This window comes from Pantoea sp. Taur (assembly GCF_009830025.1).
In the GTDB taxonomy this organism is placed as follows: domain Bacteria; phylum Pseudomonadota; class Gammaproteobacteria; order Enterobacterales; family Enterobacteriaceae; genus Pantoea; species Pantoea communis.
The window spans coordinates 120913-136814 of record NZ_SZZZ01000009.1; the positions used below are offsets into that span (position 1 = coordinate 120913).

15 protein-coding genes and 2 pseudogenes are annotated in these 15902 nt (G+C 47.5%); 13 read left to right on the plus strand and 4 right to left on the minus strand.

The genetic code is table 11. From position 1 onward, the window contains the following. The first annotated feature begins 1276 nt into the window (after window positions 1-1276). From FD744_RS14110 to FD744_RS14145, 8 genes are all read left to right on the plus strand, one after another. Window positions 1277-1561 (plus strand): hypothetical protein, encoded by a 285-nt coding sequence (locus tag FD744_RS14110; protein WP_160868518.1) that lies wholly within the window; start codon window positions 1277-1279, stop codon window positions 1559-1561. 11 nt (window positions 1562-1572) lie between these two features. Beyond that, window positions 1573-3222 (plus strand): hypothetical protein, encoded by a 1650-nt coding sequence (locus FD744_RS14115; RefSeq protein WP_160868519.1) that lies wholly within the window; start codon window positions 1573-1575, stop codon window positions 3220-3222. Window positions 3223-3518: 296 nt separating this feature from the next. Then, window positions 3519-3692 (plus strand): hypothetical protein, encoded by a 174-nt coding sequence (locus FD744_RS14120; RefSeq protein ID WP_160868520.1) that lies wholly within the window; start codon window positions 3519-3521, stop codon window positions 3690-3692. 232 nt (window positions 3693-3924) lie between these two features. Then, on the plus strand, window positions 3925-4224 hold the full coding sequence (locus FD744_RS14125; RefSeq protein ID WP_160868521.1) for a hypothetical protein: 300 nt from the start codon (window positions 3925-3927) through the stop codon (window positions 4222-4224). Between the two features lie 401 nt (window positions 4225-4625). Beyond that, window positions 4626-4937, plus strand: a complete 312-nt coding sequence (locus FD744_RS14130) for a hypothetical protein (protein WP_160868522.1) — start codon at window positions 4626-4628, stop codon at window positions 4935-4937. Next, entirely contained in the window at window positions 4938-5285 is a 348-nt protein-coding gene (locus tag FD744_RS14135; RefSeq protein WP_160868523.1) for a hypothetical protein, read from the plus strand. A 23-nt stretch (window positions 5286-5308) separates the two neighbouring features. Continuing rightward, window positions 5309-6352 carry a major capsid protein gene (locus tag FD744_RS14140; RefSeq protein ID WP_160868524.1) on the plus strand — a complete coding sequence of 348 codons (1044 nt, stop codon included), beginning with the start codon at window positions 5309-5311 and terminating at the stop codon, window positions 6350-6352. Window positions 6353-6443: 91 nt separating this feature from the next. Then, window positions 6444-6626 carry a hypothetical protein gene (locus FD744_RS14145; RefSeq protein ID WP_160868525.1) on the plus strand — a complete coding sequence of 61 codons (183 nt, stop codon included), beginning with the start codon at window positions 6444-6446 and terminating at the stop codon, window positions 6624-6626. A 250-nt stretch (window positions 6627-6876) separates the two neighbouring features. Here FD744_RS14145 and FD744_RS14150 read toward each other — a convergent pair whose 3' ends face one another. After that, window positions 6877-7128 carry a hypothetical protein gene (locus FD744_RS14150; RefSeq protein WP_160868526.1) on the minus strand — a complete coding sequence of 84 codons (252 nt, stop codon included), beginning with the start codon at window positions 7126-7128 and terminating at the stop codon, window positions 6877-6879. Window positions 7129-7306: 178 nt separating this feature from the next. Then, window positions 7307-8524, minus strand: coding sequence for a site-specific integrase (locus FD744_RS14155; protein ID WP_160868527.1), 1218 nt, complete (start codon window positions 8522-8524; stop codon window positions 7307-7309). 659 nt (window positions 8525-9183) lie between these two features. On the opposite strand from FD744_RS14155, the gene FD744_RS25365 reads away from it, so the two are divergent. Next, the gene (locus tag FD744_RS25365; protein ID WP_202403518.1) at window positions 9184-9480 is read left to right on the plus strand and encodes a hypothetical protein; all 297 of its coding nucleotides are present in this window, start codon (window positions 9184-9186) and stop codon (window positions 9478-9480) included. Window positions 9481-9775: 295 nt separating this feature from the next. Here FD744_RS25365 and FD744_RS14165 read toward each other — a convergent pair whose 3' ends face one another. After that, window positions 9776-10183, minus strand: coding sequence for a flagellar protein FlhE (locus FD744_RS14165; protein ID WP_237449392.1), 408 nt, complete (start codon window positions 10181-10183; stop codon window positions 9776-9778). A 64-nt stretch (window positions 10184-10247) separates the two neighbouring features. Next, a pseudogene (locus tag FD744_RS14170) lies at window positions 10248-11930 on the minus strand (flagellar biosynthesis protein FlhA); the annotation flags it as partial. Here FD744_RS14170 and FD744_RS14175 point away from each other — a divergent pair. The 4 genes and pseudogenes from FD744_RS14175 to FD744_RS14190 all read left to right on the plus strand — a co-directional run. Next, window positions 11929-12459 (plus strand): annotated as a pseudogene (locus tag FD744_RS14175) (MotA/TolQ/ExbB proton channel family protein); the annotation flags it as partial. The pseudogenes FD744_RS14170 and FD744_RS14175 overlap by 2 nt on opposite strands. Then, entirely contained in the window at window positions 12456-13355 is a 900-nt protein-coding gene (motB, locus tag FD744_RS14180; RefSeq protein ID WP_160868528.1) for a flagellar motor protein MotB, read from the plus strand. The pseudogene FD744_RS14175 and the gene motB, both read left to right, overlap by 4 nt. Then, window positions 13342-15393, plus strand: a complete 2052-nt coding sequence (gene cheA / locus FD744_RS14185) for a chemotaxis protein CheA (protein WP_160868529.1) — start codon at window positions 13342-13344, stop codon at window positions 15391-15393. Before motB ends, cheA begins: the two co-directional genes overlap by 14 nt. Further along, window positions 15390-15884 (plus strand): chemotaxis protein CheW, encoded by a 495-nt coding sequence (locus FD744_RS14190; RefSeq protein WP_160868530.1) that lies wholly within the window; start codon window positions 15390-15392, stop codon window positions 15882-15884. The genes cheA and FD744_RS14190 overlap by 4 nt, the downstream gene beginning before the upstream one ends. Window positions 15885-15902: the final 18 nt, after the last annotated feature.

The window sequence follows — 15902 nt, forward strand, 5'->3', positions numbered from 1 at the left end:
GAACAACAATAGAGGTATTGAGTGCTTCAGTACTTGAGCTTTAGCTCATTCCCTCCGGGAACAGGGGTCAAAAGCAGCGCTTGTTACCGCTTACACTTTCAGAACTGCGAAAGGCTTTGAGCATGTGATGATTAGTGTAAGTTAGAGAATGAGCATGATTAGGAATGTAATGAGTAATTGTGTTCAGTCTATTACTTATGTCTGTGAGTTATTCAGTGGTTAATCTGTAATGTAATGGAAGGTTAATCATCTGGATTATTCACAGTTATAGGGTATGCATAATCAGGTTTATCGATTGTGCTTAGCCTGTTACTCATAGAGCTGGCATCAGGTTTAGGATAATCGGGTTTATGATTATTATAAATCTGTTATGACAGTTAGAGAGTCTGGATAATCAGGTGAGTGTAACGGAGATTGTCCTGAGTCTCTTATAGAGATGATTGCTATACGTTTCCCTCGCTTGCGAGTGGCACAGAGTGCCAGCCTGTTAAGGCGGTCTTCCTACCTACGCCCAGACTTGGGCATCTGCAATCATATTCCTAATCCCCAAAGTTTACTTTTATTATAGGGGATTGATACACAGGAGGAGAGATATTATAAGAGGTATAAAATAAAACTAAACTTTTACTCCTCCTAAAGGATGAATCCTCATCCTATAAACTTGTCCCTAAAGCGCTGCTTTTACACTAAGGGCTAAAGTAATGAGGCGTAAGGAATCCTCTGGATTGCCTCATGGGTCCAAAATTCCTGTAAAAGCTCTTCTTTCTACAGGAAAAATGGACCCTTAAAAGAAATGCTGAGTTTGAACCCACTCAGCTAAGGTCAACTAATGCTGCCTTTGGCACCAAGATAATTATAGAAAAATAAATAACAACAAACATAAGGCTTCACAGAATCAATTCTAAGAGCCTGTAAGAGCGCAGCTAATACATTCTTATGGATAATACAGAAAACCTCTTAGAATGGCTTACACGAAGGATTTACTATTATTATGCAATAACTGAATGTATAATAACCAGAAAGTGACACCTAAACCATATTTTAACAAAAGTAAATAGGATAATTGTAAGCTCTGTGTAAAGATTCTAGGTAAATAATAAATACCCATGATACATTAACTCATGTAGAAGATAATTAAGTTTTAATAACAAGTACCTTCTAAACCAACTTCAGAATAAACAACCTATTCAATCCTAATAAACCTATGCTAGCTCTGATTTTATCAAGTCTCAGGGGCTGTAGGTTAATTGAATAAACCTAAGAGGAGGAATAAACAATGGGACGACCTATTAAATGGAACAATTGCTATCAGGTATTTCATGCTTGGTGCATGGGTGACTTAACCCGAACACAAATCCTGTGCAACAAACATGCTTCATTAAAACGAAATAACCCGCTAAGAGCTGAAATGTTAGATCATGCTCTGGAGCTTATTAATGAATATGAAAAGCACCTGGACATCATTAACTCTGGAATCTTGCTTAAAGCAGCTGCAAGGGTGAAAGCGGATGCACGAAGCCTGAGAGCTAACAAAAACAAACAAGAGGAAACCACAAACTAAAAGGAGGAACATTGCAACAGAACAAAACACAAGACAGCACAAAACCGATCCACTATGTAAACTCAATCTGTGGTGCAGGCAAGACATATACTCTTCTTAATAACTTAAAGGCGGGAGTGTTTCAGGGTAAAACCTTAATCGTACTTCCTACAAACAAGCTTATTGAACAATATGAAGATGATTTAAAGGCCAGAGCGATTATATACTCAAAGGTCGTTAGCGGTGAAAATGGTCACATTAAGATTGTTCAACTAATCAAATCAGCCTTAGCCCCTGATTACCACATTCAATTGATACTTTGCACACATAAAGGATTTGCACTCTATTGCAAAGAAGCTGCATTAGATGAATCTATGCAAGAAGCACTATCAAATGTGAATGTCATTGTTGATGAAAGCCCCACTGATGATTTTTTTAGCTTTGCTAAAGTTACATATGCCGATGCCAGAGAAGAAAACTTTCCGTTTACAAAGTGGTTAACACCTTCAGAAGATGATCCCACGATTTTATTTTTAAATGAACAGTACCGGGATGAGGTAACCAGATACTATAACGAGCCTCACGCATCCTCTCAGCATATTAAAAATGTTCTATGGTCTGCCCTACAAGGTGCAGCGGTTATCACAGAAGATAGACCAGTAAAACAACCTGAAGATGATAATGGGGAAGAGGATGAAATGGGAGAATGTTTAGATTCTGTTTTCTTTGCAACGACTTTTCCTAATCCATTATTACTGGCTTCGCAATGGTCTAAAAAATTTTTATTGTTAGGTTCAAATGTACATAAAGCTGAATCTATTATTCAGGCAGGATTTCAGCTAGGAATTCAATGTAAACGTGCTGATGATATCCATTGGCCTCCGGTAGAAAGAAATCGTTATACAGAGACTACCAGAGTTAATATCACCGTTGTATTCAAGAATCCGGCATCAAAGCAAAAGCTGTATAAACAATTTACAGAATCCATCCTGCCAATGACTGTAAGGAAGATGGGGCAAGGCTTTATCTATGCCACTAATAACGATTCAGAAGGCTTTACCAACTATCCATTCTCAACTATTGCCGATGAGTGGTTTAAGCCGCATAGAGGCCAGAGAGTTTCAATGAGTTCATATGGATTAAATATTTATGCAGGGCATAACTGCCACGGATTAACAAAGGAGGAATTAATGGTGAAAGGTATTGAGACAGATAACGCAGATGACGCTTACATGGGCTATACAAAGGCTGTGTATCTTGCCAGCGTCAGAGACAGCGGAACTAGGGCTAGGTGTATGCATCGACTCTGCAAAGCTATGGGATTTGATTATAAAGAGATTGCAGAAGCGCGCTTCCACGAACAAAACTCAGAGAAGGCTATGCAATTCTTTGCACGTAGTGCCTTGCGTGATAAGAGCTATACAGGTGATCTGAATTTTGTAGTCACAGATCTGGCAATGGCTGAATATCTACAAGAAAACTATTTCCCGGATTGCACTATTGAAATGCTGGGGGTTAAAGAGATTGAGCGCAAACCACGTACAAGCGATAAAGGCAATGAAACAAAAGATAACGTTATCAACCTGTTTAATCAGGGGATGAAACAAAAAGATATTGCCGAACAACTTAACTTGAGCAAAGGCCGTGTATCTCAACTACTTAAAGAAATCAAAGCAGCTTAAACAAATAGGGGATAAAACATCCCCTCTATCAAATCTAATCAAACTCTAATGGAGGTTATATTTCATACTATACAAAATCAGGTTTATCAGACGTAGAACTTTATTACGACAAGAGCAAGCCTAAACCTAAGCGCTCTAGGAAGCCTAAGAAACAAGATAAGACCGATACAGTCCCTTCTCAATACCAAACAATCATCACATACGAAGATTCTGGAGCACTCTCTGAAGAGGAATCACAGACCATTTCCGAGATTGTTACCAGTTCCCCCGGCGTATATTTCAAACCCAGAAAAGTGATGAAAGTGACATTTGAATGTCCTGAAAAGTGGCAATTACTTTGGGAATCTAAAGAGGAATACCTAGGCTGGCTCTTTGCTAACCGTGTAGAGAATGACTATAACCGCACGGGCAATGAAATTGGAATTAATTTAGTAAGCACAGAAACGCAAATAAGCGGGGCAACATATTAATGGATAACCCAACTCTTTTGCATAGTCTCCGCAAGCATAGACAGTACAGACAGATTATAGATTGTTGGTTTGAAGACAGAAGTATCAGGATTCTGTCAGGACGTTTTAAAATCTCCATCGAACAGGCCACACTGATTAGCAGGATAATTGATGAACTATCTAATGCAAACTCCGCGCGCGGCAGCTACTTGACGACAGCCTATAAGACATATACAGGAACAGGAGAATAACGATGACAATGAACAGTACAAATGAACACTTTTTTAACAAAATGGCTGAGATCCGAAAAGATTTAGGGTTAGTGATCTGTCGTAACATTAATAAGCATCATGAAGTTATGCATAGTTCAATGGATAACCTGATTGAAGATTTAAAAGATCTCACAGATGAAGCCCTATCAAGTCCTATGCTTGACCAGACAGCAAAGAATGAATATATAAGACGGCTTTATAATCTCCTGGAGGATTTCAAAAACTCTAGGGAGGCAATCAATCGTGTTAAATGCTTGCAGGCAGAAATCAAAACAAAATGATCTGCAAAAGGTAATATAAATGCTTAATAATTGCATTTATATTCACAATTGCACGTATATACTTGCATTTTAATTCATTTCAGGCTATAATAGGATTAGAGGCTGATTATCTAAAAACGTTCCTCTAATAATTCAATAGGTGAGTGCCATCACCTTTGTTTATTCCTTACAAATTATTACCTAGTGTAATAACGGGGTATGCTTAGGCCCCATTTATTTTAAATGTTGATTAAGTCTGTTTATGGGCTAATCGGCATTGTAACTAAATACAATGACTCTACTCTCTGTATAATGGGATTCCTCATCCCGTTCTGTGTTTTTTTTGTTGCATATTAAATTCTCCAAATTTAATGATTAAAATCGGCTCGCTTAGGCGGGCCTTTTTTTTAGGGAATACCCAATTGAAAGATTACATTATTAAGAAGGCACTTCCAGATGGAAAGGTCTCTATTACTTTATTTGCAGATATTGAAACTGCTAATGAAATTGCCCGCATCGCAAAAGAAAACGCAATTGACGTGATTGATGCAGGTGAACAACTAAATATCAATGAACCTACAAAGGTTAAAAAAAGTCTCGCTGAAGTCCTCCAGACTATTAACGCTCTAGGAGAATCAGCACAAATCAAATTAGACAAGAAGGCAAAAGAAGAGTCAGAACTAAATACTGATCCTATTGCTAAGATTGTTAAACTTTTTAAGGAAAATCAATAAATGGCGCTTCAAAGCTATACAAATGACCTACGCACAATCCGCGATATTCTGGCACTGGAAAACACTCCTTGGAGTCGAAAGACTGTGAAGATCACCCCCCTTGTAGACGTATCGCCCGGCTCAGTGCTGGACGCTTCAGGTGCATTGGTCTCTAGTGATTCTACAGAGGCCTTTTTATCCCTGGAGTATGCCAGCGCTAACACTGAAACCAATCTGCTTGTAGCAGCCTCCCACGTTTACATTAAAGACTTCAATCTAATTGCTGACGATGTCTCCAAGGCTAAAGAGCTATTGGCTATTAATGACACCGTGCGCTTTGCTGGCGCTCCAGATCTTATTGTTACCTAATTTATAGAAAAGGAATTCAACTAATGGCTTTCAATTACTCAATGTACAACTATGTGGATCTCGTTCCTGCATTCTCTGAGGTTGTCCAACGCAATCGTCTGTTGCAGACATTAGGCATCTTCAAGAAGGTTCCAAGTGACCACGTCAAGATCGCAGTGGATAGATTGATCGAAGATACTCGTAGTTTGATTAACGCCCCTACTTCCCGGTACGGCTCTGATTACAATACTACTGCCCGAGGCTCTTACAGTTCATACCTGATTGAACTTCCTAGCTTCTCCCGAGTAGATTCTATCTCTGCTCAGGATTTCCAGGCCGGAATCCGTAAATTCGGAACTGATTCAGAAGAGACTTACACCTCACTGCTTGCAGATACAATCCAAAAGCATGCCGATGCCCATGCCGCAACGGTCGAGCAATATTACAGTGCTGCCCTCTTTAAAGGCACCTTGAACACTCCATACACACAGGACAAGCTGATTGACTATAACGATTCATTTGATCGTGACTTCCTGACAGGCACAATTGACCTGACTGATCAGTCTCTGGATGTTCTGGAATCTATCAACGGCTTTGTTGATCAGATTAACGCTGCTGCTGGCGGTCTGTTCTCTAAGATCAACCGCATTGTGGTGTTCTGTGGGGCTCAGGCATATAACAAATTACGTTTCTCTCCATCTATGAAGAGTTATTTCCAGTACGTCTCTCCGCTTGATTCAGGGAACGTGGTCGTGCAACGCCGTGAAATTCTCGGAAACGTGAGCACGTTCAGCGCCCCTGGCATGTCCGTGGACTTTGTCAAATGCGAGGACGTGGAACTGACTGATAACATTGCAGCTAATGAAATGGTATTCGTACCCCTGTTCGATCAGTCTGTAGGTGCTTATCAGCATATCTATGGCCCATCAAGCCGTAATACCTACCTTGCCCGTGATGCAGGCCCGGCAGAGGTGTTCAATTACACCACTGAATCGGATCTGGGTGAAATGACTATTCATTTTGAATCTTCATTGCTTCCTGTAGTGCATGCAACAGGCTGCATTATGAAAGTTACGGTAACGGTCTAAGACTTCATAACATTTATGCATAGGTTATTTGTAGGGCTTCTCTTAATGATGCAAGCCCTGCATTTCTATCTCATCTATAAGGGTGCTTAAATTGAAAATTACCTTTGAAAAAGATGATGGTCAAACAGTGATTTGGACAGGAATTAACGATGAAGATTTATCTAACTTCCTCAATATTACTGCGGTTGCTAAACACTTTAACATTAATATCAACACTGCATCAGCTCGCGTTAGTCGCGGGTGGTGTGTTTTGAAAGCGTTGGCAACCGAATAACAATGACCGTTTACGGTTTATCCCTGTGGGATAAGTCGGTGTAACCTGGGGACAGGTGTGCCGAAAGCACATACTCCGACCATAATAACATCTATTTTTATAGCCCTTCCCTTTAATAGAGGGTGGGGCTTTTTTATTTAATGTGAAATAAAAAACGGCCAGGAAAATTAACCCCGAATAAACCGATAATCGAGTTGAGTCATCTAATAGTCAATAATACATAAAAAAGGCGGGTTTCCCCGCCTATAAATTACTTACGGCCTTTGTTCGATTGAGATAGAACTGAAGCAGCAAGAGCTTTAGTTAACGCCGCTGAGTTTGGATTATTTAATGCAGCAGATGCTTTATGTTCCATAGCGCCGCCAGTCTGATTACTTGAACCAGTCTGTGACAGCGCAGAACCAGCAAGAGCTTTTTGAATTGCTGAAGCGTTAGGATTGTTGAGAGTTTTGGCAGCCAATGAAGCCACGCTACCACCAGTTTGCTTTGTATTACTTGCCATTGGTGTAACTCCTAAGCAGAGGTATTAAAGATAATGCATATAGTGTCGATAAGTAATGCATGGCACTATATGTGGTGTTTATGTTATGGCGAAGCGTGAGAAATACAAGACCATAGATTAGTGAAAACTGTATAAATCCACAGTTGGTTATTTGGATGGTTTTTTGAACTCTGTTAACTCAACTGGATAGCAGGAAATCATAATTAATTTTCTCGACATAACCCGATAACTCCAAAGATGAGGCCGAATTCTTGGAGTATGTTTTGAAACTTTCGGTATTGCCTCGCTCATGTCCCATAAGAAGCGCGATCCTGTCTTCTGGCACTTGGCATCGGTCAAGCTGTTGAGCAAACTCATGGCGCAGGCTATGGAACACTTTTCGCTCTGTTCCTGCTTCACCCAATGCCTTACGTTTAGCCCTTGTGAATCGCTGTGTATGCCACGTAGAGCGCTTACCGTCTGCACGGTCTGTGATTGATGCATGGTAGAACAAGAAGCCCTCATAGGGGCGCTGGAGAAGCTTAGTAACCAGTTCAATTAAATTACTGTGGACAGGGATGATTCTGGCCGCCGATTTTGTCTTACCTACCATCACTTCAAAGCACAGCACACCCTCAATCGTCTTAACGTTTGCTGTCTTCAGTGAGCAGATCTCGTTAAGTCGCATCCCGCTATACATTCCGATAAGCGTTACTGCTTTCATTTCATCATCAAGCAGGTTGTAGACCTTCGCTAACTCACCAGGCGCAAATACTTCATAGCTAACTTTGCTGCTTTTCGCTTCCAGCGCATGACCGCGCCAGGGGTTATCCTGTGGTGCATCGTGATACCGGTTCTTAGCCAGATCCCAAATCTGAGCAAGGGCGCTGATATAATTTTGTATCGTCTGCGGTGCCTTTTCTTTCTTCAGCTTATCCAGCCAGCCCGTTACCGTAGTTCTGTTCACGTCTTTGAGCTGCACATCTTTCTTCTTCAAATGTCCGAGTAACACCTCTACGGATTTGCTTGTCTTGGAAAGGGTAGTTAGCTTTCGTTTCTCACTGAACTGGAGCAAGTACAGATCCAGGAGCTTTAGCAAGGATGGACAAGTTAGGGCAACTTCGCCCAATGGGATCGGATTCTCTTTAGCGTAAGCGCCCACCTGACGTAATTCATTAATGATCCGTTCCATCTTTGTGCCGCTGGGTTTTGGCTGAAGCTGTTCCCTCAACCTTGAGAACTCAACCGCGATGGCGTCACGGACTAAACGCGCTTGTCTAATGTCGCGTGTGCCAGTGGATTTAATAAAGTTCTTCTTGCCGCTGAAATACCCTTGCATGTATTCGGGTAAAGCAATGCGAACCATGTAGTTTCCGCATGGATCAAGAATCAGATAACGATCTCTCTTGTAAATCATGAATACCCCGGTTATTTTGTCGGGGCAATCTCATGGCGAAATTGGTATGGTAAGCCGTAGGCTCATTCTAAATTGTTGATGAAATCAATGATTTAGGAGCGCGTTGATTCAAAATCAACCGTAGAGATACATGTCGGTTCGAGTCCGACCTTCGGCACCATCGATTGATGCAAAATTAAGTCGCTTACGAGCGGCTTTTTTTGTGTCTGAAATTCAGTAATCCACACTCCCTCTAAAAGAAAAAATCTTCAATAATCCTGTAACGAAAACATATAACTCAATGTTTTTATTGTTAATTTATGATGGAAGGCATGAGCCTTAAACAGTAATATCTGACACTACGTTGCCGTGTTGTGGGGGTAGCGAGCCTATTTACCAGCAAACGGGTAATGAACAGTGGCAAAGTATCAGATTGAATCAATTCAGAGCTGGCCAGCTTTTGAATATGACGGAAAATTGCATTCTCTTGCGCATCTCAACGCACATGAAATGACCTTTCAAGGCATTAATCACACCTATACCTTTGTGGTGACGTATGGCCTACATTGTTTTGCAAAAGAGGTACGCCCTACAATATCCCAGTCTCTTACGAAGATGGGCGAGAAAAAATCACCGTATGTTTGGAGCGCTATCTGGCCTCAAAACATATCAGGCACATATTGACCAACCTGCCTTCCATGCGTGTGTATCACACCGTGGCTGAAAAATTTTTCACACTAGATATGATGAATAGCGCGACTGGCCTTATAGAGCCTTACAAGATATGCATCGCCTTCTACAAAGAAAAACGGTTGTTACGCATGCACATTCTCTCCGCTTTTTTTGCCCGCACCGGCCCCGGTTCGTCTGGCGAATCAATTCCAAACAAATCATTAAGCATCTTTAAAATTGCGATGGATACGGCCAAAAGTCCACGAAGTAAAACGGGACCGAAAGAGGCGAGAAATAGATTTTAAAACTGAATTTTTCTGGACTGAGAAAGCAGCGACCCCCTTACGGGGGTCTCAGCTACCTTGAGGCAGGTCAGGACACTTTATCGTCATGGACGAACCTGTTACCAGGAAGTGGGATGCGATTTTGTTGCCAAAATCCCTGTAACCATCCGAAGTTCAAATAATACCCGGCAAGCCTTAGATTTGCAATTGCAGGGCAGATACAACAGTGCTTTGACCTCACACTTATGGATGAAGAGACCACGAGAATCTCATCCCACCTTCTCAGATGATTTTACTCAGACAGTTAGCATCGATTTCACCGCACCCAATACCCCACCGTCACCTGATTACTCAACACCGTAACCGCTGGCGCTATCGTGCCGCGCACCGCTGAAAAATACTCAAACCATAACGGTCCGCCAGCCGGAAAGCCGTGCGGCAGTGCCATCTCTCCGCGCAATCCCGGCAGCTTCACGCAGCGACCGCCACCGCAGACCTGTACCTGAAACCCCATTGGTACGGGCCCATCGACGGCGATGCGCCATGCCAGATGCCTGGCCATCGCGCCCGCAGGAGGTGGTACGGCGGGTTGTACCGGACGGCCTTTAAACACTTGTTTACCCTGAGTCATCACGCCGCCAAAGCTCTGGCTGCTCCATGAACCTTCCGCAGCCAGCGCCAGCGGCGAGAATAATAGCAGCCCAAACCACATCCAGCATCGCATCAGATTTTACCTCCATTGATCCAGAACCGACGCGACTCCGATTTTTTGCAATTATCACATCGCATCAGCTTTTCCCCCCAATCAGCCACGTCATCCGCACGTTGCGCTGGCTACTGATCTCCTGACTGGAGAGCACCGCCATCTGCGGGAACATGCGGCGCAGATAGCGCGACAGCATCAGGCGCAGCGCCGGATTCACCAACAGCACCGGCGGCGCACCTAATCCTTCCTGATGCATCAGCGCCTGCTCTGTCTGTTTCATCAGGCTCTCGGCAATGCCCGGCTCGATGGCGCTGCCGCTTTGCGTGGCCTGTACCAGCAGCTGTTCCAGTGACACATCCAGCCCAATGACCTGAATGTCCTCTTCGCCGGGGAACCACTGCTGTGTAATGGCGCGCGCCAGACGTGCTCGCACGCGGGCAGTAAGTTCATCGGCATCGCTGCTGGCCGTGGCAAACTCCGCCAGCGTATCGATAATGGTGCGCATATCGCGGATCGGCACGCGCTCTGCCAACAGGTTCTGCAACACCTTGTGCAGCAAGGTCAGGCTGATGACCGCGGGAATCAGATCCTCCACCAGTTTCGGGGCATGTTTGCTGAGCTGATCCAGCAACTGCTGTGCTTCCTGACGGCCAAACAGCTCTTCGGTATGGGTCGAGATTAGATGATTAAGATGGGTGGCGACCACGGAACTCGGATCGACCACGGTATAGCCCAGCGTTTGCGCCAGTTCGCGCTGCACCTCGTCGATCCATAACGCGGGCAATCCAAAGGTGGGCTCGATGCACGGCGTGCCGGGAATCTCACCTTCAGCACAGCCGGGATCGATCGCCATCCAGCGGTCGGGCTGGATCTCGCCGTGGCCGATCTCAACGCCTTTGAGCAGAATGCGATAGCGAGTCGGCGGCAAATCAAGGTTGTCACGGATATGCACTGCAGGGGGTAAGAAGCCCATCTGCTGGGCGAATTTTTTGCGGATACCGCGCACGCGCGTCAGCAACTGGCCTTGCTGCTCGTGATCGACCATCGGGATCAGGCGATAACCGACTTCCAGTCCAAGCTCATCTTCCAGCTGAACATCAGCCCAGCTTGCTTCGTTGACCTGCGCAGCCTCGCTTTCTGCCCGCGTCACGGGCGAAGCACCCGCTGCCGGTTGCTGCAGGGCGCGGCCGCGCAGCCACCAGGCTAAACCGAGCAATAGGGCAGTAAACAGCAGGAAAACGATGTTCGGCATGCCGGGAATCAGCCCCAGCAAGCCAATCACCACAGCAGCCAGCGTCAGCACGCGTGGAGAGGTAAACAGCTGGCCCACCATCTGCTCGCCCACATCCTGATCGTTGACCACGCGCGTCACCACCACGCCCGCTGCGGTGGAGATCACCAGCCCTGGAATCTGTGCCACCAGGCCATCGCCAATGGTCAACAGCGTATAAGTCTCACCCGCCACGCCCATGGTCATGTCATGCTGCATTACGCCGATGATCAGGCCACCGATGATGTTGATCGCCATGATCATCAGTCCGGCAATCGCATCGCCGCGCACAAATTTACTGGCACCGTCCATTGAGCCGTAAAAGTCCGCTTCCTGCGTCACCTCTTTGCGACGGCGCTTGGCTTCGTCTTCGCCGATCAAACCGGCGTTGAGATCGGCGTCGATCGCCATCTGCTTGCCGGGCATGCCATCCAGCGTGAAACGCGCGCCGACTTCAGCGATACGTCCGGCACCTTTGGTAATTACCATAAAGTTGAAAAATTTCGTGCTGGATTATTTCCGCCTGATGATCGCCGGCAGCATGAATGCGCATGAAATTGAAGCGCTGATGGACGAAGAAATTGAAACCTGCGAAGAGGAGCTGGAAGTGCCGGCCAACAGCATGAATACGCTGGGTGATGGCTTTCCTGCTTTCGGTATTGTGGCAGCGGTGATGGGGGTGGTGAATGCGCTGGCCGCCGCCGATCGCCCGGCCTCCGAGCTGGGCGTACTGATCGCCCACGCCATGGTGGGCACCTTCCTCGGCATCCTGCTGGCGTACGGTTTTGTATTGCCGCTCGCCACGTTGTTACGGCAGAAGAGCAGCGATCAGGTCAAAATTTTGCAGTGCATCAAAGTCACGCTGCTCTCCAGCCTGAATGGCTATGCGCCGCAGATTGCGGTGGAATTTGGTCGCAAAACTATCTTCACCAGCGAACGTCCCTCCTTTGAAGAGCTGGAAGAACACGTGCGCAGTGTGAAATCGAATGCCAGCAAAATGAAACCGTCGGACGCCAGCGCATGAAGGACGGCAGCCCGGTCATCATTGTTCGTCGCCGCAAAAAGCATAAGCATGCCCATCACAGCGGCACGTGGAAAATCGCCTATGCCGATTTCATCACCGCGATGATGGCGTTCTTTTTGGTGATGTGGCTGCTGTCGCAGTCCACCGCGCAGCAACGCGAAATGATTGCCGATTACTTTCGCACCCCGTTAAAGACCACGCTGGCGCAGGGCAACAAAGCCAGTCTCAGCGACAGCGTCATTCCCGGCGGCGGTGATGACCTGATTAAACAGCAGGGCGAGGTCTATAAAAGCAGGCTGGATGCGTTAAAGCGCCAGATGGAGAGCCTGAAGCGGGCAAAACAGAAACTGCAGCAGATGATTGCCACCGATCCCCGACTGAATAATTTCCAGTCAAATCTGCTGCTGACGCTCACGCAAGATGGTCTGCTGATTCAGATTACCGATTCGCAACAGCGCCCGATGTTTAAGCTGGGCAGCGAGCAGCCCGAACCCTACATGTTGGGCATTCTGGAGGCGTTGGTGCCGCTGCTCAACGAGTTGCCGAATGCGATCAGTTTGACCGGCCACACCGATTCGCTGCCCTACGCGGGCGGTGTCAGTGGATACAGCAACTGGGAACTGTCAGCGGGACGTTCCAACGCCACGCGACGCGTGCTGACCCATGGCGGATTGGCGGATGAACGTTTTCTGCGGGTGATTGGCACCGCCAGCCGTATGCCGCTGGAAGAGAGCACGGCAGACGATCCACGTAATCGCCGCATCAGCATTCTTGTCCTCAGCCACATGAAAGAGCAGGAGATCCAGATGGAAAATACCCTCGCGCAGCACCCTGATGCCCTATTGCAGGATGCTTCCATTCAGCCTGTTGAAGGACACTCCGATGGAATTGAATGATTTTTCTCAGATATTTTTCAGTGAAGCTGAAGAGTTGCTGGCAGAGATGGAACTGCACCTGTTGCAGCTGGATATTACCGCGCCCGATATCGAGCAGCTCAATGCCATCTTTCGCGCCGCGCACTCGCTGAAGGGCGGGGCGGGCACCTTTGGTTTTGATGCGCTGCAGAAAACCACCCATCTGCTGGAAAACCTGCTGGATGAGGCGCGCAGCGGTGAACGCAGGCTTAACCGGGCAACGGTTCAGCTGTTGCTGGAGAGCAAAGACATCATGCAAAACCAGCTTGCCGCGTACCGCGCGTCTCAGCCGCCCGATGAGGCGCGCTTTCAATACATCTGCGAAGCCCTGCGGCAGATTGCGCTTGAGGCTGCCGAGCCAGCTGCGGTAGCAGGTGATGCCGCTGAAGCTGAATTATGCATTACGCTGAGTGATATCGAAGAAGGCGAACAAACGCTGCTCAGACAAGAGCTGGAAAACCTCGGATCGCTGCGCCACCAGGAGCAGACGTCGAAAAGCCTGAAAGTGGTGCTCGCCACCGCTACGCCAGCCGACGATATTCGTGCGGTGCTTGGTTTTGTGCTGAATGACACGCAGATCGCTATTGAACCGGTGGTCGCCATACCTGCCGCCCCCACATTGACTGCGGAACCCGAGCCCACGGCTTCCGTATTGGCTGCACCTTCTGCGCCGACATCTACGGTGCCGCTTACTGCTCCGGCGCCAACCGCGTCCCCGGGCACTTCTACAGCTCCGGTGCCAGCCACTTCTACGGCCACGTCTATACCCCCGGCACCCACGCCTTCTACCGCGCCGCGTGCGGCCAGCCAGGAATCCAGCAGCATTCGTGTTGCCGTTAGCAAAGTCGATCAAATCATTAATCAGGTCGGCGAGCTGATCATCACTCAGGCGATGCTGTCTCAGCTTACCCAAACGTTGGATAACGCCAATCATGACGCGCTGCTCAACTGCGTAGCGCAAATGGAGCGCAATACGCGTGAACTGCAAGAGTCGGTGATGTCGATTCGTATGATGCCGATGGACTACGTTTTTAGCCGTTTTCCTCGTCTGGTGCACGATCTCGGTTCGCGTCTCGACAAAGAGATTGAGCTGACGCTGAAAGGCGGTTCCGCCGAGCTGGATAAAAGCCTGATTGAACGCATTATCGATCCGCTGACTCATCTGGTGCGCAATAGTCTCGACCACGGTATTGAAGCCAAAGCGCAGCGCATTGCCCAGGGCAAACCGGGCACCGGCAATCTGACGCTCTCCGCTGAACATCACGGCGGCAATATCGTGATCGAAGTGACCGATGATGGCGCGGGCTTGAACCGGGAAAAAATTCTCGCCAAAGCGCGATCTCAGGGCATGAGCATTAGCGACACGCTCAGCGATGACGAAGTGTGGATGCTCATCTTCGCCGCCGGATTCTCCACCGCAGAAAGTGTCACCGATGTCTCCGGGCGCGGCGTGGGTATGGATGTGGTGCGGCGAAATATTCTGTCGATGGGCGGCCATGTGGAAGTGCAATCGCGGCAGGGAAAGGGCACCACAGTCCGCATCCTGTTGCCGCTGACGCTGGCGATCCTCGACGGCATGTTGGTCAGGGTAGCCGAGGAGATTTATGTGTTGCCGCTGGGTGCGGTGATGGAATCGCTGATGCCGCAGGAGGAGATGCTGTACCGCTATGTGGGTGATGAACGTTTGCTGCAGGTGCGTGGCGAGTATTTACCGCTGGTGATGCTGCGTCAGCGTTTTTCGGTAAGCGGGCAAGCCCCGAGTGATAACGGCATCGTGGTGATTGTGCAGAGCGCCGGCTGCCGCTACGCGCTGTGGGTCGATCAGCTGATTGGCCAGCAGCAGGTGGTAGTGAAAAACCTCGAACAAAACTATCGCAAAGTGACCGGCGTATCTGCTGCCACCATTCTCGGTGATGGCAGCGTGGCGCTGATTCTGGATGTGGTTGAGCTGGCAACCTTAGCGCATCCACAGGAAAACGCTGACCGTCTGCGTGTCAGCCAACAGGAGGTAGCAGCATGACATTATCGAAAGCGCTTCAGAGTGATACGGCAGCGCAGGAGTATCTGATTTTTCGTCTCGGCGATGAAGAGTACGGCATCGATATTCTCAAAGTGCAGGAGATCCGTGGCTGCGACCGGGCGACGCGCGTGCCCAATGCGCCGGACTTTCTCACCGGTGTGACCAACCTGCGCGGTGTCATCGTGCCGATTGTAGATTTGCGCGTGCGGTTCAGCCTCCAGGTGGTTCACCAGAATGAGAACACCGTCGTGATTGTGCTGAATCTCAGCGACCGCATTGTCGGTATTGTCGTGGATGGCGTGGTGGACGTGCTGTCACTGGATCACGAGCAGATCAAACCCACGCCAGATGTCTCGGCAGCGCTTTCCAGTCGTTATTTGTTGGGTCTGGGTGTGGTGGATAATCGTATGATGATTTTGGTGAATATTGAGAAACTGCTAAGCCGTGAAGAGTTGGATGCCATGGATGCTGTGACCGATGCGTTTGCGTAGCGGCACCGCGCTATCTTT